We start from the raw sequence: 19,770 nt of genomic DNA on the forward strand, positions 1-19,770 counted from the left end.
GGTGTTAAGAAAGGTCTCAGACAAGCAGTCTTGGGACCTTTTTTTAGTAGGAACATTTTGAATAATGAATACTCTCTTGTAAATAGGAGAGTTTTTTTAGTACATTAAGAAGGAAAGAATAAATAAGAAACATGGTATACTGATTTGGTATAGATTATAAAGGGGTGAGAAAACATGAACACAACTAAAAAATATTTGAATTTATTAGCTAAAGAATACCCAACGATTGGGGATACAACTACTGAAATCATCAATCTGGAAGCTATTATGAATTTACCTAAAGGTACGGAACATTTTGTTAGCGATGTTCATGGAGAATACGAGTCTTTTCAACATGTGCTTAGAAATGGATCAGGTAATGTAAAAGAAAAGATAAGAGAAATTTTTCATAATCGCTTAAGCCAAAGAGAAATGAACAGCTTAGCAACATTAATTTATTATCCTGAAAATAAAATTCGATTGGTCTGTAATGATTTTGAAAATCAAGAAGAAGTACATGAATGGTATAGGATTACACTGTCTAGATTAATAGAATTATGTGTTTTTGTAGCTTCAAAGTACACCAGGTCAAAAGTCCGAAAGGCTTTGCCAAATGAATTTGCGTATATTATTGAAGAGCTGTTATCAAAAGATGGAGATGGCTATACAAATAAAGAAGATTACTACAGTGAAATTATTGGCAGCATCATTTCATTGGATAGAGGAACTGATTTTATTACAGCTATATCCTATCTGATCCAAAGGCTTGTAGTGGATCAATTGCATGTTGTTGGGGATATTTATGACAGAGGTCCTTACCCTGATAAAATTATTGATACACTAATGGAACATCATTCGGTGGATGTACAATGGGGAAACCATGATATCTTGTGGATGGGAGCAGCAAGTGGTTCAGCGGTTTGTATTGCAAATGTCCTGCGCATCAGTGCTCGCTATGATAATTTAGAAATTATTGAAGACGCTTACGGCATTTCGTTACGTCAATTGCTTACTTTTGCGGAAATGACGTATCCAGAAGACCTAAAAAGTTGTTTTTATCCTAAAGTGGATTCAAATAAAGAAGATTATTTTGAAGATGAAATTCGCCAAATCACCAAAATGCATCAAGCTATTTCAGTGATTCAGTTTAAACTTGAGGGTGAAATCATTAACAGACATCCTGAGTTTCAATTAGACCACCGATTAGTGTTAAACGGAATTGATTATGAAAATGGGACAATTTCAATCAAAGGAAAAGATTACCCGTTATTAAATACCAATTTTCCAACGATTGATCCAGCTGATCCTTATAAATTAACTTTAGAAGAAGAGTTTGTTGTTGAAAAATTAATCACAGCATTTAAAAATTGTGGGCGCCTGCAGCATCATATTTCTTATTTGTACAGCAAAGGCAATATGTACCTCACGTATAATGATAATTTATTGTTCCATGGCTGTATGCCTCTGACGGAAACCGGTGAGTTTATGGGAATGGAAATCCAAGGGGAGCAATACGCTGGAAAAAAATTATTGGACAAGTTTGAGGAAGTACTACGAAAAGGGTATTTAAATAAAGGCCATAAAGACAATGACAAGTATTTAGACTACATTTGGTATTTATGGACCGGTCCAGTATCTTCACTTTTTGGAAAAGATCAAATGACGACATTCGAACGGTATTACGTTGCGGATAAAGTTACTCATGAAGAAAAGAAAAATGCTTATTATGCTATGCGCAATGATGAAAAAACATGCGAAAAGATTTTAAGTGAGTTTGGATTAGATCCTCTTAAAGGGCATATCATTAATGGACACACCCCCGTGAAAGAAAAACGCGGAGAGGATCCTATAAAGGCGAATGGCCGGATCATTGTCATTGATGGCGGATTTTCTAAAGCGTATCAAGGGACAACTGGGTTAGCAGGGTATACCTTGTTGTACAACTCCTATGGAATGGTTTTAGTTTCTCATCAACCGTTCACTTCTGTAAATGACGCGATTGAAAATGAAATAGACATCATGTCTACCAGAAGAGTGATTGACCGAGAATTAGACCGTAAAAAGGTTCGAGAAACCGATGTGGGTAAAGAACTGACTAAGCAAGTTAGTGATTTGAAAGAATTATTAGAAGCTTATCGTAATGGAGATATCATTGAAAAGCCAAAACAGAATTACACCATTCTTAAGTAATAAAGGTTTTTAATACAATGTTTACTTAAAATTAAACGGATATTTATATTATGGCTCGTTTTTTTGGTACAATGAGGTAGACACTAAAAGAATAAACACAACTACTGTACTGGAGGAGATTTTTTATGGAAGAAGGCTGCACTTTTTATTTTGTACGTCACGGCCAAACTTACTTTAATCATTACAAAAGAATGCAAGGGTGGTCTAACACTCCGTTAACGCCAAAAGGACGCGAAGATGTTCGCAGCAGTGGAAGAGGTTTAGCAGATGTTGAATTTGATGCCGCTTATACAAGTGATTTAAGTCGTACGATTGAAACAGCGACAATCATATTAGAAGAAAATAAAAAAGGCAAAGATATGACACTGAAATCGATGCCAGAATTTCGTGAAGTTTTCTTCGGATCATTCGAAGGTAGCGATGTGGATGAAACTTGGGGAAAAGTGAATGAAGAAATGGGTTATTCAAGTGTTGCTGAGATGTGGGCTGAAACGTCTATTCCTGAACAAATGAATGCCTTTAAAAAAGCTGATCCTTACCACGATGCTGAAGACTTTTTAACGTTTTGGCTAAGAGTAGAACAAGGATTGATGAAACTAGTGGACAAACATCGTGATACCGGAGATAAAGTCATGATTGTGGCTCACGGAAACACCATTCGCTACTTGCTGAATAATCTGGTTCCTGAACTTGAAAATCCACAACCATTATTGAATGCAAGTGTCTCAGTTGTAAAATATTACAATGGGAGATACCATTTGGAAGCCTACAATGAAGTTGGGCATTTTATAGAGTTGTAATAGTAAGTTGAAAGTTTTTTACAAAAAGGAGATCAATATGGTATTGCCAAAAGCATTAGTTTTTTTCGATTTAGATGGGACACTTTTAAATAGTAAATCTGAAGTAGACCAAGAAGTCACTCATGCTTTAGAAAAACTGAAAGAAAATGGGGGAGTTCCATTTATCGCCACTGGAAGAAGTCCTCTTGAAATTCAACATGTATTAGACACGACGCCTATTGAATCGTTTATTACGCTTAACGGTCAATACATTATGTATGAAGGCAAAGAAATCTATCGCAGTCAAATGCCTAAAGAGTTATTAATTCGCTTAAAAGAAGCGGCTGACGATTTAGATCTAGCCGTTTCTTTCTATACAAGTGATAAAATTCGGGTTACGTCTACTTCCCAAGAAGTCGAGCGCGCCTATAACTTTCTTCATGCAAAAGCACCGGCTGTCGATGCTGCTATTCATTTAAATGAAGAAGTCTTAATGGCCTTGATTTTAACGACTGATACGTCTATTGATGATCAATTTAGAGAAAAATTTCCTGAGTTGTCCTTCTACAGAAATACACCATTCAGCATCGATGTGATCACAAAAGGCAATTCAAAAGCTACTGGTATTCAAGAATTGGTCAAATTAATGCAATTTGATGATATTCCAACTTATGCATTTGGAGACGGTCCAAATGATTTAGAGATGGTAGGTCATGCTGATTACGGTGTAGCCATGGCAAATGGTATTGATGTGTTAAAAAATACTGCGGATTATATAACGTCTAGTCACGTTGAAGGCGGAATTATTGAAGGATTAGAGTTTTACGACTTAATTAAATAAGCTGATAAAGCTTTAAAAAGAGGCATTAGGATTTTTCCTAACGTCTCTTTTTTTGTATTAATTAATCGTATTATGCATTTTTTATACATTAAACAATTAATAATTGTATAAAATAATTAATTTACTCTTTTTAGTTGCATAAATAATTCGTTTTGTTATAATAAGAATAATTAAAATTACATGAAAGAAGGTTAAGAATTGATGAAAGCAGCTATTGTTGGTGCAACGGGATATAGCGCATTAGAACTTATCCGTTTATTAAACCGTCACCCACATGTAACCGTTACGGAAATGATTTCGCATTCTCATGATGAAGAATTGCTAAGTGATATGTACCCTCATATGAAGTCTATTATTGAAAAACCTATGATTGAATATGATCTTCCTTATCTTGAAAAAGAAGTAGATGTATTATTTTTTGCAACGCCGTCTGGTATTAGTAAGTCGTTGATTCCGGAGGTCTTAAAAACGTCTTTGCAATGCATTGATTTAAGTGGAGATTTTAGATTATTAAAAAATGATTATGAAGAATGGTATGGAGCAGAGGCTGCAGCAAGTGAAGTGCAAGAAAAAGCCACTTTTGGATTAGCTGAAATTTACAAAGAAGAAATAAAAAATGCTGCTTTCATTTCTAATCCAGGATGTTACTCAACCGCTGCTTTATTAGGATTGATTCCTATTGTCCAAACGGAATGGATTACCAAAAAGGGCATCGTTATTGATGCCAAAAGTGGTACTTCAGGCGCAGGACGGACACTTTCAAGAATGACTCATTTTTCAGAAATGAATGAAGCACTCATTCCTTATAAGTTTGGAAAGCATCAGCATACACCTGAGATTGAGCATTACTTATCTAAAGAAGCGGGCGAAGAAATAAAAGTGACCTTAGCGACCCACTTAGTACCTATGACCAGAGGCCTCTTGTGTACAATGTATCTTCCATTGAACCAATCCGTAACGTCAAAAGACATTTGGGAGCTGTACCAATCCTTTTATGAACATGATCCTTTTATTCGCCTTCAACCACTTGGATCATTGCCTCAAACGAAACAAGTTACTGGGAGCAATTACGTTGATATAGGCATTCATGTCGATGAACGAACAGAACAATTGATCGTTGTTGTAGCGATAGATAATTTAGTCAAAGGAGCAGCAGGTCAAGCTATTCAAAACTTGAACTTGATGAACAACTGGCCGATTGACGAAGGACTAGAGTATAGTCCCTTATACCCTTGAAAAAGTGAGGAGAAAAATGATGATGGTAATAGATATTACGCAGCCTACACAAAAAATCCATATAGTAGAGGATGGACATGTTACGTCTCCAAAAGGTTTTACAGCTGGAGGTGTGCATACTGGTTTACGAAAAGCAGCTCTTGATTTTGGATGGATCCATTCAGAAGTACCTGCTACTGCGGCAGGAGTCTACACCTTGAATAGTTTTCAAGCGGCCCCATTGAAGCTGACCAAACAGCATGTAGATACAGAAAGAAAAATCCAGACAATAGTAGTGAATTCTGGAAATGCTAATTCTTGTACGGGTGAAGACGGTATGAAAAAAGCTCAAGCAACAGCGGAATTGGTTGCGAAAGAAAAAGGCATTGAAGAGCATTTAGTAGCCATTGCATCTACTGGGATTATTGGCATTCCGCTACCATTTGAACCGATAAAAATTGGCATTCACTACCTAAACGATCCGCTTTGTCAAAATGTATCTGATTTTGAACGGGCTATTTTAACAACGGATATTGAAACGAAGCATATTGCGGTGGAATTTGAGATTGATGGGAAACACATTACGATTGGAGGAGCTGCAAAAGGCTCGGGTATGATCCACCCTAATATGGCAACGATGCTTGGTTTTATTACAACAGATGCTATTGTAGATAGCAAAAGCTTAGAGCAAGCATTGAAAGCAACGACTGATAAGACGTTTAATATGATTACGGTTGATGGAGACTCGAGTACCAATGATATGGTACTCGCGTTAGCCAATGGAACACAAGGTAACACTCTTTTAACTCAAGATCATCCACAATGGGCAGTTTTTTTGGAAGGCTTTCAATACGTTTGCAAAACGCTAGCTAAATCAATCGCACGTGACGGAGAAGGTGCTACCAAATTAATCGAAGTAGAAGTGATCGGAGCAAAAACAGACGAAGTGGCTCAAGCTGTGGCCAAATCAGTTATTTCATCGAATTTAGTAAAAACAGCAATGTACGGTTCAGATGCCAATTGGGGAAGAATTATCACAGCAATAGGATATAGCAATCAAAAAATTGAACCGGAACACGTAAAAGTTTTAATTGGCGATACAGTAGTGGTTGAGAAAGGGATCGGCGTTCCTTTCGATGAAGAAGCCGTTATGCTTACGTTAGTGAAGGATGATGTCAAGTTGACCATCGATTTACAACAAGATCAGCATTCAGCAACAGCATGGGGCTGCGATCTAACCTATGATTACATTCGAATCAATTCATCCTATCGGACATGAGGTGAGAAAATGGATATACTGATTATGAAAATCGGCGGAAGCATACAAGATAAATTACCAGAGTCATTCTATCAAATGATTGCCCAACTGCAACAAACGAAAAAATGTTATCCGGTGATTGTTCATGGCGGAGGTCCAATGATTAATGAGTTATTGGAAAAATTAGCGATTCCTACAAAATTTGTCAATGGATTGCGTGTGACCACAAAAGAAGTTTTAACAGTAGTAGAAATGGTTTTAAGCGGATCCATCAACAATGAAATCGTGACTCACTGCCAAATTCAACAACTACAAGCTATTGGAATGAGTGGCATTGATCATGGATTGCTAAAGGTCAAACCTATCCAAACTACTGAAGAAATCGGTTTTGTTGGAGAAGTGACTGATGTCAATACAGCTTTTCTAATGAACTTACTGGAAAATAATATTATTCCAGTGATTTCACCTATAGGAATGGATGAGACAGGTCAACATTACAATATCAATGGGGATATGGCAGCAGCAGCTATCGCAAAAGCGTTAGGCGGAAAGCTAGCTTTTATCAGCAATGTTTCTGGAGTCATGGAACAAAAAAAAGATTATTTGAAAATTCACTCTTCACTAACAAAAGGAGAAGCAGAACAATTAATCAAAGAAGAAATCATTACTGATGGAATGATTCCTAAAGTGCGTTCTGCTATTGGAAGTCTTTCTGTTCATATGAAACAAGCGGTTATTTTGAATGGACTGAAACCAGAAGACATTGCAAGTTATCTAAAGGGAAATGAAGTAGGTACACGATTTGTCTATAAGGAGGAAGTAATATATGGCTAAAGAAGAAAACCAGACCGTTCTTATGTCAACTTATGCGCGTTTTCCAATCACCATTACTAAAGGAAAAGGAACGTATGTATGGGATGAAAAAAATGAAAGGTACTTAGACTTTACATCGGGTATTGCGACATGCAACTTAGGACACGTTCCTGATTCAGTAGCACAAAAGTTGCACCAACAATTAGATACATTATGGCACTGTTCCAATTTATATGAGATTCCATTGCAAACCCAATTAGCAGAAGAGCTCGTTCATTATTCGCAATTTGATCAAGTCTTTTTTTGCAATAGCGGAGCAGAAGCTAATGAAGCAGCGTTAAAAATTGCTCGTAAATACGCAAAAGATCATGGTCATTCAGAACGCACATCTATAGTTTCCTTTAAAGACTCCTTTCATGGAAGAACTTTTGCCACATTGTCTGTAACCGGACAAGAAAAAGTTCAAACGGGGTATGAACCTTTAATGCCAGGTGTACGGTCTTTAAAATTTAATGAAGAATCTGACCTTGGGAAAATTCATAACGGAAAAACAGCTGCAGTCTTGTTGGAACTTGTTCAAGGCGAGGGTGGAGTCAATCCGGCACATAAAGAGTGGCTTCATTCTTTGCAAGATATCTGCCAAGCGTACGACATTCTTTTAATGGTTGATGAAGTTCAAACGGGTATGGGAAGAACGGGAACGTTATTTGCTTATGAACAATACGGTATTGAGCCGGATGTTATGACCCTAGCAAAAGGTTTGGGATCGGGCTTTCCGATTGGAGCAATGCTAGCCAAAAAATATGTTGCAGATTCTTTTACTCCAGGAACCCACGGCACAACTTTTGGAGGGAACCCATTAGCAGCAGCAGCCGGAGTAGCTACCTTAAGCGAAATGACCAAACAGGGATTTATGAAAGACGTACAGAAAAAAGCAACTTCTTTTAAAGAACAATTGGAACACTTAACCAATCGGTTTAATGTGATAAAAAATGTAAAAGGAATGGGTTTTCTAATCGGAATTGAAGTAGATATGGAAGCCAAAGAACTCGTAACTTTATTGCAAGAAAAGTATGTTTTGACGTTAACAGCAGGTCCACAAGTCTTACGTGTTTTGCCACCTTTGACCGTTACAACTGAAGAAATAAACGAGTTTCTTCAAAAATTTGAAGAAGTGCTCATTTCAATACAAAAGAATAAGTGAAGAGAAAGTGAGTGAGAAATTGAGAATGGCAGAACAAAATTGGGAACTAAGCAAAAAGGATATTTTACAAGTAGTGGATTTAACAAGAAAAGAGTTAACTGCACTTATTCAAGATGCAATCGTCATGAAACAACAAACCAAAGCAGGAATTCCACATCCACACTTGCAAGGGAAAACACTGGGTATGATTTTTGAAAAGTCTTCTACACGAACACGGGTATCTTTTGAAGTAGGTATGACGCAATTAGGAGGCCATGCCTTATTTCTAAGTTCGAAGGATATCCAATTAGGTAGAGGTGAGAGTATCGCGGATACTGCAAAAGTGCTTTCTCGTTATGTGGATGGACTAATGATTCGCACGTTTGGACACGAAATCATTGAGGAATTTGCAGAAAATTCGTCGGTGCCTATTATAAATGGATTAACCAATGAACACCACCCGATGCAAGTTCTAGCAGATTTAATGACGATTTATGAAAAAAAGGGAAAATTAGAAGGATTAACAATGGCTTATGTAGGAGATGGGAACAATAATATGCCCCATTCATTAATGGAGGGAGCCGCCATTATGGGAATGAATATGCGCATAGCTAGTCCCAGAGGGTATGAACCTCTAGAAGCTGTTTTTCAACACGCAAAAACCAAAGCTGAAAAACTAGGAGCCACTATCCACTTTACATATGATCCAATAGAAGCAGTAAAAGAAGCAGATATTGTTGTAACGGATGTATGGACAAGTATGGGAATGGAAAGTGAAGAAACAGAACGATTAACGGCATTTCTGCCTTATCAAGTGAATGCAGCACTGACTCATTATGCACAAGAGGATTTTATATTCCTACATTGCCTACCTGCACATCGCGGCGAAGAAGTGACCGCTGAAATTATTGATGGCAACCACTCCGTTGTATTTGATGAAGCAGAGAATCGCTTGCATGCCCAAAAAGCTGTATTGAAAAAATTAATGGAAAATCTTAAAATCTAAAAAAGCTATCAGGAATTAATTCCTGATGGCTTTTTTAGGTTAGATGACACAAAATTGTACACTAGATACTGAGTTGGCTAAAAGTAGAACAACATTATTAATGAATAAGTCAGCAGTCAACTTCATTTTAAGAGGAGACTTATTCATAACGACTACTTTATTGCCTTTACATGGCTACAAGTACTTCCTATTCCTCCAGAAAGATGATTGACAATACTCGCGCAAATTAGTAAATAACTACAAAAAAAAGGCCGATAAATACTGAAATAGCAGTATTTACCAAACCTTATCTTACTAGTTGTTCCAACTAATTTCCTATGGAAGCGAGGGGAGTCGAACCCCTGTCCAAATATATCGGCACCTAGACGTCTACGTTCATAGTTGTACTATTAAGGTTTCGCTCAGTATTAGCCGCACAACAGGCATCATACGTCGCTAGTCTGATGATCTCTTCTAAAACTTGCAGACGGAAAGTTTTAGCGTATCCCACTAATTATAGGACCCTTGCTCGAGCACATGGGCGATACCGAGAGGATCTACACTAAGCTGTTATTACGCAGCTAAAGCGTAAGAGTTATTATTGTTTTTATCAGTTATATTTAACTGTAACGTTTTAGCGTAGCCGTAACCTACGAAACGCGATCCAAGCTCGACCTATACCTGTCGATTCCGTAACGCTCCCTAAATGGGATGTATACAGAGAATGTTCTGTTTTGAATCATCATTAATCTGGTTAACTCTCTCTAAATAGTATAACATATTTTAGCGGAAAAGAAAATAAAGGGTGAGAAACAGTTTCTAGATTGATTTCTTAGAAATGATTAAGGATTGCGCTAGGTACTTCAAGATAATATAGAAATTAAAAAACACATCTTAAAAAGATGTGTTTTTTGGTTTCTATTTTAGTCATTAGAATGGATGTAAGTTATTCTAAAGTTGAAGAACTTACTATTTGCTGTTCGGATGCTTGAACGTAAACATCGTATAATTTAGACAATACAGTAATATCACCATTTGCAATTTTTGATAATTTCAAAAATACAGGTTTCATAAGCTCAGCATCATCATGTTCGCTAACAATAGCTAAGGCTTCCCGATTCAGTATAAACAAATCGTCTAATAATGTATGGTATTTTTTTACGAATTCTTGGAGACCTTCTTTATCTTCTAGTAAAACATGTTTTAAATTTTGGTTTTTTTCATGAAGGTTTTCTAAGTATTCTCCAACAGTCATATCTAGTGAAGTTGAAACCTCTTCTAATTCATTAAAAAACATATCGTTAACATCGATTAACACTAATTACACCTCCACAATAACAATAACAACAACTGATTATATAATATTCTAAACAGAATGAACATAGAATTTAAAAATAGAATTAAATAATAGGTGTTCTTATAGACAAAATATGTCTAGGATACTAAGAATTGTTTAAATTAGCTTTGAAAATGAATAGATTTGATAAAGAATAATGAAAGAGAAATAAAGAGAATGCTCCAAAATAGTTGGGTTCTATTTGATTCAGCGTTACAATGGACATAGAAGTTATAAAGATGGAGGTTACGAACAATGAAGATTGGGATACCAAGAGAAATAAAAAACAACGAAAGTCGAGTAGCTATTTCTCCTGCCGGTGTAAATAGCCTTGTGGAAAATGGACACGAAGTCATCATAGAAGTGAATGCAGGAAAGACTGCCGGATTTACGGATGAAGACTATCAACTGTCAGGAGCCACGTTGCTTGAAGATGCTGAGCAAATTTGGGATGCTGAAATGATCATTAAAGTAAAAGAACCTATTCCGAGTGAATACAAGTATTTCAAAAAAGGTATGATACTGTTCACTTACTTGCATTTAGCGCCAGCTTTAGAATTAACTAAAGAGCTGATGAAGGCTGAAGTTACAGCTATCGGCTATGAAACAATGGTTGGAACTGACGGAACGTTACCTTTGTTGACGCCAATGAGCCAAATTGCCGGAAGAATGGCTGCACAAGTCGGTGCTGAATTTCTTGAGAGTGTCAATCAAGGAAAAGGTATCTTGTTAAGCGGAGTACCTGGAGTTCAAAAAGGAAAAGTAACCATTATAGGTGGCGGAGTTTCCGGAACGAATGCAGCTAAAATTGCAATTGGTCTGGGAGCAGAAGTGACCATTTTAGATGTCAATCCTAAACGATTAGAAGAATTAGATGATTTATTTGAAAATAGAATCAACACACTGATGTCAAATGAATACAATATTGCAAAAGCGGTTAAAGAAGCAGATTTAGTAATCGGAGCTGTATTAATTCCAGGATCTAAAGCACCAACCTTAGTGACAGAAGAAATGGTTAAACAAATGGAGCCAGGTTCGGTTGTCGTTGATATAGCGGTTGACCAAGGGGGGATTTTTGAAACAGCATCTGAAGTGACGACACATGATGATCCTGTGTACGTAAAACATGGAGTTGTACATTATGCAGTTGCCAATATGCCAGGAGCTGTTCCAAAAACATCTACTCTAGCTTTAACCAATGTAACTATTCCTTATGCAGTTGAGATCGCAAATAAAGGGTTGATAAAAGCCGCTAAAGAAAATGCAACAATTTATACAGGCATTAATGTTATGGCTGGAAAATTGACTAAAAAAGAAGTTGGAGAGTCATTAAATCTTCCGTATCATGAAGCATTGAGTTCGTTTATATAATCAAGCCAGTGTGTTTTGAAGTAGAAGTTGCATTAAATGCATAAATAAATGAATTTCTTTCCGAAATGCAGTATACTAATGAAGAAACTAACTGCAAAAAGGAGCATTCGCATGTCAAAAGGAAATAAAAAAATTCAAGTAGAAGTAAAAGAAACCCCTAATAATAGAGAAGGTTTTGTTGAGTTAGAGCTTTATGTGAATGACGAAAAAATTGGTCAATTGCAACAAGAAGAAGGCCAAACTGTTACCGTAAAAACCAATTCAGGAACAGAGTCTAAAGTGAGAACTGTTGATGAAGGTATAAATAAATTAATTATGGACTATAATTTATACCAAATGTAAATTTGAACGTATAACAAATTAAATCTAAAAGATCGATCCTGCTTTAGGATCGATCTTTTTTTATGGATGCTGTTATTAAGAGCGTCCTAAAAGCTTTTTAAACCCATCTATGCTATGCTTTTTCTATACATAACGTAAAGGATGTGATTGTTTTGTCAACGAATGCCAAGTCAGCTTCTTTTAAAGATAAATTTAAGCATTTCCTAGAAGTATTTAAACCCAATTGGGCAAGAGCTGAAGTATCAGCAAATGCAGCTCAACTTGCTTACTTCACCCTATTATCCTTATTCCCAATTTTATTGGTTGTAGCGAACGTTATTCCCCTTTTTCCTATAGATGCAGCTGACATACTGCCAATGGTAGAAACAGCTGTCCCGCCGGATATTTACAATGTTTTAGCTCCAATTCTAGAAAATTATTTAAGTAGTTCAAGCGGAGGCGCTATATCTATTGGTTTGATTACGTCATTGTGGTCGGCCAGTAAAGCTTTTAATGCTTTGCAAGATGTATTGAATGAGGTCTACGGTGTAGAAAAAAGAAATAATTTTATTATTGTTCGATTAGTTTCTTTCTTAGTACAGTTAGCTATTGTGGCTATTGTAGGGGTAGTGATTTTTGTCTTTGTCTTTGGTGAATTTATTTTGTTATTCCTTGAAGATTTTGTTGGAATTGAGTTAGACTTAGTTCTACAAGTGTTTAGTTATAAATGGTTGGTTTTATTTATCGTCTTGATTCTAATCATTACAATGGTTTATTTCTTAGTACCAAATCATCGTATGCACATCAAATATGCTCTTCCAGGAGCAGTATTTGCTACGATAGGTTGGATGGTCTTATCACAAGCCTTTACACTCTATGTGCAATTTGCTGGAGGAGAAGCAGCTGCTAGTGCGACGTTTGGGGTATTCATTGTTTTAATGCTGTGGCTCTATTTATCGGCTATAATTTTACTGTTAGGTGCACTAATCAATGCCGTTTACTTTGAAATTAAAATAGGTAAATCGGTTCAGGAAGTTAAGATTGAAAAAGATAAAGAAGAAAAAGTCGAAATTGAAAGAGAGTACCCAGATCAATCAGAAGCAATTCAACATAAAAAATTAGTGAAATTAAAAACAGTAGAGAAACACAAAGAAGACTGAGTGAAGACTCAGTTTTCTTTTTTCTTTAGTCGTAGTTAATAGAAGAGCACCGTAAGATTTTTCTAAGAAAGGAGACAGCCCTTTTTTTTAGCTTGGTTTTCTTATATAATGGATGAAGTTTGATAAAGACATTTTTTAATAGATAGGACACAAGGAGAATTTTAAAAAATGATAGAAAATAAAGAAACAAAAATAGATTATGGGATTATCTTATCCGTATTGTTGCTAGCAATCATTAGTATTGCGACTATCTATTCAACCACTCATTTAACTGGGAACTCTGGAATCGGTGCTACATTGATGCAAGTCATCTGGTACGTCGTTGGTGCAGTTGCCATCGTTGTGATCATGCAGTTTGATTCTGAACAGTTATGGAAATTGGCACCGGTAGCATATGGATTTGGGCTCTTTCTGTTAGTGCTGGTGCTATTCTTTTATGACCGGCCGACTGAGTTAAGTACCGGAGCAAAAAGCTGGTTTAAGATAGGTCCACTAACCTTTCAGCCTTCGGAGATCATGAAAATAGCCTTTATTCTAATGCTGGCTCGTGTAGTTACAAAACACAACGGCGATTACCCCACTCATTACCCTAAAGCAGATTTCTTATTGTTAGGCAAAATCATATTAACGTCTATTCCGCCACTTGTACTAGTTATGCTACAAAATGACTTAGGTTCAACATTAGTGTTTATTGCCATTATTATTGGTTTAGTGTTGATTTCAGGAGTCTCTTGGAAGATCATTATGCCACTATTTGCAGGAGTGGCCGCGCTTGGTGGAACCTTACTTATATTAGTTGTATACAATCGTGACTTTTTACTACGATTGGGTTTTAAACCGTATCAATTTTCTCGGATAGATTCCTGGCTAAATCCATACGGAGATTCAGGTGATACCTCTTATCAACTGATTCAGAGTATTAAAGCAATCGGGTCAGGTAAAATGTTTGGTAAAGGATTTGGGACATCAGAAGTGTATGTACCCGTTCGAGAGTCTGACATGATTTTTTCAACGATTGGAGAAAATTTTGGTTTTCTTGGTAGTTGTATTTTAATCTTTATCTACTTCTTACTGATCTATCAGATGATCCGCATTTGTTTTGATACGAAAAACGAATTTTATGCATATATTGCGACAGGCGTTATCATGATGATTCTATTCCATGTTTTTGAAAATGTTGGGATGAGTATTGGATTGCTTCCATTAACTGGGATACCACTGCCATTTATTTCTCAAGGAGGAACGGCGCTGTTAGGAAATATGATGGGTGTTGGACTCATTATGTCCATGAGGTACCATTACCGCAGTTACATGTTCTCTCAGGAAGATGAAGATTTTAAATAAAAAAGAGTACTATATTGGAGTGAGTTTCAATGCTTGAATTGTATCAGCATCCGACGTGTTCAACCTGTAAGGCTGCAAGAAAATGGCTGGATGACCATTTAATCGAGTACCGTGCGATAAATATGATTGAGAATCCACCAACACAAGAAACATTAATCAACTTGATGAAACAAACGGATCTTTCTGTACTTCGCTTTTTTAACACTAGCGGGAACCGATACCGCGAATTAGGGTTGAAAACGAGGGTGCCAAACATGGATATAACCGAATGTGCAGCTGTTTTGGCTTCAGATGGAATGTTGATTAAAAGGCCTTTACTAACTGATGGCAAAACAACGACTCTTGGTTTTAAAGAAGATGTCTATGAACAGACTTGGATAAAATAAAAAAACCAGAATGGAGCGATCAAATTGGAAAAGCAAATGAAATATAGTGAAAATGGCTTGTGGGTACTAAAAGAAGGCGACAATTACCGTATTGGATTATCTGAAAAAGGGCAAGACGATTTAGGAGAAGTCATGTTTGTTGAACTTCCAAGTATGCTAGCTGAAGTGCGTGAAAATGATGTCTTACTAGGAGTTGAAGGGGCAAAAGCTGTTACTGAATTATTGTCTCCATTAACGGGTGTAGTCGTTCAATTCCATGCAGAACTAACAGATAATCCTGAAAAACTAAACAGCATGGACAAAAACGACAATTGGATTCTTGAATTAAAAGATGTAGAACCAGAAGCTTTTGAAAAATTGTCGGCTGAAGTCTAGAAATTAAAGTTGACAGGGAAAAAATGCTCTGTTAGAATATGTTAAATATCAATAACGCGATGATAAGAAGAGTACGTTTGTAATAACCATTTATAGAGAGCCTTGTTTGCTGAAAATAGGTAATGGGAATTGAACCGAAGATGGTCTTTGAGCAGAATAAGTGAATGCCTTGGCATAAGCCTATTCCGGGTGCACCCGATAACGTGCCACAGTATAAAAAAGTTGAAAAATGCTTGAGTACTGTATGAGGTTGATTTAGTGATGAATCAACAAATTAAGGTGGTAACACGAAAAGTCAGAACTTTCGTCCTTATAGTAAGCAGTGCGCTTGGTATAGGGATGGAAGTTTTTTTATTTGAATGAATTAGGAGGTGACCAGAAGTGATTGAACTAACAAATATAAAAAAAGTATTTCAAACAAAACAAGGCAGTTTAACGGCTGTTAAAGATATCAATGTTTCCATCAAAGATGGTGAAATTTATGGAATCGTTGGGTATTCTGGAGCTGGAAAGAGTACATTGGTTCGAATGTTCAATGGGTTAGAAACGCCAACAGACGGTACCGTATCTATTGAAGGAAATATTATTTCGCAATTAAAAGGAAAAAAACTTAGAAAAGAACGCCAAAAAATTGGGATGATCTTTCAACATTTCAACCTTTTATGGTCTAGGACAGTTGAAGAAAATATTCTTTTTCCACTTGAATTGGCAAAAATGCCTAAAAATGAACGCGAAGCTAGAGCAAAAGAACTAATTGGTTTAGTAGGGTTGGAAGGAAGAGAAAAAGCTTATCCGTCTCAACTTTCAGGTGGTCAAAAGCAACGTGTAGGAATTGCACGAGCATTAGCTAATGATCCAACATTATTGTTGTGTGACGAGGCAACAAGTGCACTTGATCCGCAGACTACGGATGAAGTACTCGATTTACTATTAGACATCAACAAGCGCTTAAATCTAACGATTGTCTTGATCACACATGAGATGCACGTGATTCGCAAAATCTGTGATAAAGTTGCAGTCATGGATGATGGGAAAATTGTTGAAGAAGGTTCTGTCATTGATGTATTCAAAAAACCACAGCAAGATATTACTAAACGCTTTATCCGCCAAGATGCAAATCCAGACAGTGAAGACACCGATATGATTTTTGAGGAATTATTGGCAGAATATCCAGAAGGAAAAATCGTTCACTTAACGTTCCACGGACAACAAGCCAAGTTGCCAATCATGTCAAAAATTGTTCGAGATGATGGCGTTGATTTAAGCATCATTCAAGGAAACATTCAACAAACACAAGATGGCGCAATTGGTTCTCTTTATGTCCAACTAACAGGCGAAAATCAAAAAATTGAAGTGGCTATCGAAGAATTAAGAAAACTAAAAGTAGAAGTAGAGGTGGTAGAACATGTTGTCGAAGCTTAATTTAGGAGCGAGTGTTTTATCACAATATCTCGACTTTTCAGAAGTTGATTGGGAAAAAATGCAAGAAGCAACTTTAGAGACGATCGGTATGACAATCGGTTCAGTAGTTATCATCTTTTTTGCAGGTTTGCTGCTAGGTTTACTATTGTATGAAACAAATGGGAAAGATACGTTGGCAGCTAAAACATTGTACAGAGTCGTTGCTATTTTAGTCAATATCTTCCGCTCTATTCCTTTCATTATTTTAATCGTATTGCTGATACCAATCACAAAAACACTTGTAGGGTCTATCATTGGGCCAATAGCTGCATTGCCAGCATTGATTATTTCATCAGCACCATTTTTTGCACGACTGGTTGAAATTGGATTTCGAGAAATCGATAAAGGTGTTGTTGAAGCAGCTGAAGCAATGGGGGCCAGCAAATGGCAAATTATTTATAAAGTCTTGATTCCAGAAAGTCTGCCAGCTATTGTATCAGGAATTACAGTCACAACCATCTCTTTAGTAGGGTATACCGCAATGGCCGGCGTGATTGGGGCAGGCGGTTTAGGAAACCTCGCTTATCTTGATGGATTCCAACGAAACCAGCCAGCCGTAACTCTAGTTGCAACATTGATCATTTTAGTCATTGTCTTTATTATTCAAGCCATTGGAGATGTGATCGTTAAGAAAGTAGACAAACGTTAAAACAGCTAAATAAATAATAATCATTAGCTGATTAAAAAACAGTATTGCAGTTTAAATAGGGGATTTAAAAGCGTTAAAAAAACAGTGAAAAATAGGGGGATTTAAAGATGAAAAAGAAAACAATTTTATCAGCATTAGTAACAACAGGGGTAGTACTAACATTAGCTGCTTGTGGCAACGAAGGAAGCAACGAATCAAGCGGTTCAGGAACAGAAGAAACAACAATCAAAATTGGGGCTAGCAATGTGCCACATGCTGAAATTCTTGAGTTTGCAAAACCTATCCTTGAAGAAGAAGGCGTCACATTAGACATCACAACTTATAACGATTATGTCATTCCAAATGTGGCTTTAGATGAAGGTGAAATTGATGCCAACTACTTCCAACATATTCCATTTTTTGACGCAGCTGTAGAAGAAAATGGTTATGATTTTGTGAATGCTGGAAGCATTCATATCGAACCTTTAGCTATTTTTTCTCAACGTTATGAAAGCTTAGAAGATGTAGAAGATGGCGCAACGGTCTTAGTCAGCAACAACCAAGCAGACTGGGGACGCGTAATTGGAATCTTCCAAGAAGCTGGTCTAGTAACCGTGAAAGATGGCGTAGACCTTACAACAGCTACATTTGATGACATTGATGAAAACCCTAAGAACTTGAAATTTGAATACGAAAATGATCCAGCATTGATGACGACATTGTACCAACAAGATGAAGCAGAATTAATTGCCATCAACTCAAACTTTGCTGTAGATCAAGATATCAGCCCGCTTGACGATTCAATTGCTATTGAAAGTTCGTCTTCACCATATGCAAATATTGTTGCTGTACGTTCAGAAGATGCTGAAGATCCAGCTATTTTGAAATTGATAGAAGTATTGAAATCTGAAGAAGTACAAGATTTCATCTTAGAAGAATGGGATGGAGCAGTTGTGCCCGTAAAAGAATAAGCTAAATAAAAAAGTAAGAAGCAGATAAAATGGCTTCTTACTTTTTTTGTGCAGATAAATAAGTTAAGTCGATGGGGTTAAATTTATTTTGGAATAGACGGGATAAATTTAGAAACCCTTGGGGAACGAACGTCAAAAGCCTGTAATTGTCATGATTGCTGTTTTATTTTGTTGTTTTACGTACGATTAAAGTAAAGGCTAGTTCTTCAGGTGTTAATTTCTGTAAAGTCAGATCATTGTTGATTATCTTAAACGCATTTTCGGCTTGCTTATGTATAGAGTAATCAATGGTAGTGATGTCTAACAAATGTGAGATTTCAATATTATCAAAACCGATCACTGAAAAATCTTCAGGTAAAGAGTACCCTAAACGTTTTGCTTGCGAAACTAAACCAGCTGCAACAGCGTCAGAGCTTGTCATGAAGGCATCGGGCTTGATTTTTTGTTCGTCTAACCAATGAGCAATGCGCTCACCATCTTGGATGCTGTTGATATTATTGAACCGTTCGGGTGAATGTGGGGTCAAGTCGTACTTTTCACAAAAATATTCATAAGCTTTGATTCGGCTTTTAGTATTCAAGCGGCGAATATCGCTGTATAGATTGATAATCGTACGGCATCCTGTAGCATAAAGATGTTCAAGCCCCAAAAGATAGCCATCATACTGATCAATAAAAACAGACGAAATACAAGAAGATTTGACTCTCTGCCAAGTAACGATAGGACCATATTTTGTGTACGATTCAATAGTTGACCAGTCGTTCGAACGAATGATCAAAAAAATACCATCTAATTGTTTACTGCGCATCAGCTCTAAAGCACTTAATTCTTTTTTAGGATCATTTTCAGTTAAATAAAGAATGACCGTATAGCCTTTTTTTTGGGCAGCTAATGTAAAATTCTTGACTAACACAGTAATGGTCTCAGTAATATTCGGTGCAATGATGCCAATGGTTTTGGTCGCTCCTTTTTTCAACGAAATCGCTTGACTGTTTGGAACATAATCTAATTTTTCCACAGCGCTTTCGACTTTTTGGCGAGTAATATGGCTGACATAACCATTATTGTTAATGACCCTTGAAACGGTAGCAGAAGATACACCAGCAATTTTTGCAATATCTTTCATATTCGTCATTTCGAAAACCTCTTTCTGTAAACGGTTGTATAGTAATCA

The 19,770-nt window shown here is 36.6% G+C and carries 19 protein-coding genes, 1 other RNA gene and 1 other annotated feature; of the genes, 17 read left to right on the forward strand and 3 right to left on the reverse strand.

The features are described from left to right. The first annotated feature begins 174 nt into the window (after positions 1–174). From CAR_RS02105 to argF, 8 genes are all read left to right on the forward strand, one after another. On the forward strand, positions 175–2,169 hold the full coding sequence (locus tag CAR_RS02105) for a fructose-bisphosphatase class III (RefSeq protein ID WP_013710078.1): 1,995 nt from the start codon (positions 175–177) through the stop codon (positions 2,167–2,169). 125 nt (positions 2,170–2,294) lie between these two features. Beyond that, positions 2,295–2,969, forward strand: coding sequence for a histidine phosphatase family protein (locus CAR_RS02110; RefSeq protein ID WP_013710079.1), 675 nt, complete (start codon positions 2,295–2,297; stop codon positions 2,967–2,969). 37 nt (positions 2,970–3,006) lie between these two features. Further along, on the forward strand, positions 3,007–3,789 hold the full coding sequence (locus tag CAR_RS02115; protein WP_013710080.1) for a Cof-type HAD-IIB family hydrolase: 783 nt from the start codon (positions 3,007–3,009) through the stop codon (positions 3,787–3,789). Positions 3,790–3,990: 201 nt separating this feature from the next. Beyond that, a complete protein-coding gene (gene argC / locus CAR_RS02120; protein WP_013710081.1) occupies positions 3,991–5,025 on the forward strand; it encodes an N-acetyl-gamma-glutamyl-phosphate reductase in 1,035 nt (344 codons plus the stop codon). A gap of 22 nt (positions 5,026–5,047) precedes the next feature. Then, entirely contained in the window at positions 5,048–6,283 is a 1,236-nt protein-coding gene (gene argJ / locus CAR_RS02125) for a bifunctional ornithine acetyltransferase/N-acetylglutamate synthase (RefSeq protein ID WP_041556773.1), read from the forward strand. 9 nt (positions 6,284–6,292) lie between these two features. Further along, positions 6,293–7,096, forward strand: coding sequence for an acetylglutamate kinase (gene argB / locus CAR_RS02130; protein ID WP_013710083.1), 804 nt, complete (start codon positions 6,293–6,295; stop codon positions 7,094–7,096). Continuing rightward, positions 7,089–8,279 (forward strand): acetylornithine transaminase, encoded by a 1,191-nt coding sequence (locus tag CAR_RS02135; RefSeq protein WP_013710084.1) that lies wholly within the window; start codon positions 7,089–7,091, stop codon positions 8,277–8,279. The genes argB and CAR_RS02135 overlap by 8 nt, the downstream gene beginning before the upstream one ends. Before the next feature lie 25 nt (positions 8,280–8,304). After that, positions 8,305–9,264 carry an ornithine carbamoyltransferase gene (gene argF / locus CAR_RS02140; RefSeq protein ID WP_041556086.1) on the forward strand — a complete coding sequence of 320 codons (960 nt, stop codon included), beginning with the start codon at positions 8,305–8,307 and terminating at the stop codon, positions 9,262–9,264. A gap of 315 nt (positions 9,265–9,579) precedes the next feature. On the opposite strand, the gene ssrA is transcribed toward argF, so the two are convergent. Beyond that, positions 9,580–9,946, reverse strand: a transfer-messenger RNA (tmRNA) gene (gene ssrA / locus CAR_RS12880). Between the two features lie 243 nt (positions 9,947–10,189). Then, positions 10,190–10,561, reverse strand: coding sequence for a hypothetical protein (locus tag CAR_RS02145; RefSeq protein ID WP_013710086.1), 372 nt, complete (start codon positions 10,559–10,561; stop codon positions 10,190–10,192). A gap of 273 nt (positions 10,562–10,834) precedes the next feature. Between CAR_RS02145 and ald the strand changes: the two genes are divergently transcribed. The 9 genes from ald (at position 10,835) to CAR_RS02190 (ending at position 18,596) form a co-directional block, all read left to right on the forward strand. Further along, positions 10,835–11,950 carry an alanine dehydrogenase gene (ald, locus tag CAR_RS02150; RefSeq protein WP_013710087.1) on the forward strand — a complete coding sequence of 372 codons (1,116 nt, stop codon included), beginning with the start codon at positions 10,835–10,837 and terminating at the stop codon, positions 11,948–11,950. Between the two features lie 111 nt (positions 11,951–12,061). Further along, positions 12,062–12,292, forward strand: coding sequence for a DUF2969 family protein (locus CAR_RS02155; RefSeq protein WP_013710088.1), 231 nt, complete (start codon positions 12,062–12,064; stop codon positions 12,290–12,292). Between the two features lie 143 nt (positions 12,293–12,435). Next, positions 12,436–13,431, forward strand: coding sequence for a YihY/virulence factor BrkB family protein (locus tag CAR_RS02160; protein ID WP_013710089.1), 996 nt, complete (start codon positions 12,436–12,438; stop codon positions 13,429–13,431). A gap of 168 nt (positions 13,432–13,599) precedes the next feature. Then, positions 13,600–14,775 carry an FtsW/RodA/SpoVE family cell cycle protein gene (locus CAR_RS02165; protein ID WP_013710090.1) on the forward strand — a complete coding sequence of 392 codons (1,176 nt, stop codon included), beginning with the start codon at positions 13,600–13,602 and terminating at the stop codon, positions 14,773–14,775. A 29-nt stretch (positions 14,776–14,804) separates the two neighbouring features. Next, positions 14,805–15,161 carry an arsenate reductase family protein gene (locus CAR_RS02170; protein WP_013710091.1) on the forward strand — a complete coding sequence of 119 codons (357 nt, stop codon included), beginning with the start codon at positions 14,805–14,807 and terminating at the stop codon, positions 15,159–15,161. A gap of 24 nt (positions 15,162–15,185) precedes the next feature. Then, entirely contained in the window at positions 15,186–15,536 is a 351-nt protein-coding gene (locus CAR_RS02175; protein ID WP_013710092.1) for a glycine cleavage system protein H, read from the forward strand. 50 nt (positions 15,537–15,586) lie between these two features. Then, positions 15,587–15,851 (forward strand) — a binding site (T-box leader). Between the two features lie 66 nt (positions 15,852–15,917). Beyond that, on the forward strand, positions 15,918–16,958 hold the full coding sequence (locus CAR_RS02180) for a methionine ABC transporter ATP-binding protein (RefSeq protein WP_013710093.1): 1,041 nt from the start codon (positions 15,918–15,920) through the stop codon (positions 16,956–16,958). Beyond that, the gene (locus CAR_RS02185) at positions 16,942–17,646 is read left to right on the forward strand and encodes a methionine ABC transporter permease (RefSeq protein ID WP_041556088.1); all 705 of its coding nucleotides are present in this window, start codon (positions 16,942–16,944) and stop codon (positions 17,644–17,646) included. Before CAR_RS02180 ends, CAR_RS02185 begins: the two co-directional genes overlap by 17 nt. A 107-nt stretch (positions 17,647–17,753) precedes the next feature. Continuing rightward, positions 17,754–18,596, forward strand: coding sequence for a MetQ/NlpA family ABC transporter substrate-binding protein (locus CAR_RS02190; RefSeq protein ID WP_013710095.1), 843 nt, complete (start codon positions 17,754–17,756; stop codon positions 18,594–18,596). A gap of 163 nt (positions 18,597–18,759) precedes the next feature. On the opposite strand, the gene CAR_RS02195 is transcribed toward CAR_RS02190, so the two are convergent. Continuing rightward, positions 18,760–19,731 carry a LacI family DNA-binding transcriptional regulator gene (locus CAR_RS02195; protein WP_013710096.1) on the reverse strand — a complete coding sequence of 324 codons (972 nt, stop codon included), beginning with the start codon at positions 19,729–19,731 and terminating at the stop codon, positions 18,760–18,762. Positions 19,732–19,770: the final 39 nt, after the last annotated feature.

Origin of the sequence: Carnobacterium sp. 17-4, assembly GCF_000195575.1 — a bacterium.
GTDB lineage: Bacteria > Bacillota > Bacilli > Lactobacillales > Carnobacteriaceae > Carnobacterium_B.

Bases quoted from the DNA above. Each gene is read 5' to 3' on its own strand.
- CAR_RS02170 (WP_013710091.1), top strand. From the start codon at position 14,805: ATGCTTGAATTGTATCAGCATCCGACGTGTTCAACCTGTAAGGCTGCA.
- CAR_RS02165 (WP_013710090.1), top strand. From the start codon at position 13,600: ATGATAGAAAATAAAGAAACAAAAATAGATTATGGGATTATCTTATCC.
- CAR_RS02110 (WP_013710079.1), top strand. From the start codon at position 2,295: ATGGAAGAAGGCTGCACTTTTTATTTTGTACGTCACGGCCAAACTTAC.
- argF (WP_041556086.1), top strand. From the start codon at position 8,305: ATGGCAGAACAAAATTGGGAACTAAGCAAAAAGGATATTTTACAAGTA.
- argB (WP_013710083.1), top strand. From the start codon at position 6,293: ATGGATATACTGATTATGAAAATCGGCGGAAGCATACAAGATAAATTA.
- CAR_RS02190 (WP_013710095.1), top strand. From the start codon at position 17,754: ATGAAAAAGAAAACAATTTTATCAGCATTAGTAACAACAGGGGTAGTA.
- ald (WP_013710087.1), top strand. From the start codon at position 10,835: ATGAAGATTGGGATACCAAGAGAAATAAAAAACAACGAAAGTCGAGTA.
- CAR_RS02155 (WP_013710088.1), top strand. From the start codon at position 12,062: ATGTCAAAAGGAAATAAAAAAATTCAAGTAGAAGTAAAAGAAACCCCT.
- CAR_RS02135 (WP_013710084.1), top strand. From the start codon at position 7,089: ATGGCTAAAGAAGAAAACCAGACCGTTCTTATGTCAACTTATGCGCGT.
- argC (WP_013710081.1), top strand. From the start codon at position 3,991: ATGAAAGCAGCTATTGTTGGTGCAACGGGATATAGCGCATTAGAACTT.
- CAR_RS02195 (WP_013710096.1), bottom strand. From the start codon at position 19,731: ATGACGAATATGAAAGATATTGCAAAAATTGCTGGTGTATCTTCTGCT.
- CAR_RS02185 (WP_041556088.1), top strand. From the start codon at position 16,942: ATGTTGTCGAAGCTTAATTTAGGAGCGAGTGTTTTATCACAATATCTC.
- CAR_RS02105 (WP_013710078.1), top strand. From the start codon at position 175: ATGAACACAACTAAAAAATATTTGAATTTATTAGCTAAAGAATACCCA.
- argJ (WP_041556773.1), top strand. From the start codon at position 5,048: ATGGTAATAGATATTACGCAGCCTACACAAAAAATCCATATAGTAGAG.
- CAR_RS02115 (WP_013710080.1), top strand. From the start codon at position 3,007: ATGGTATTGCCAAAAGCATTAGTTTTTTTCGATTTAGATGGGACACTT.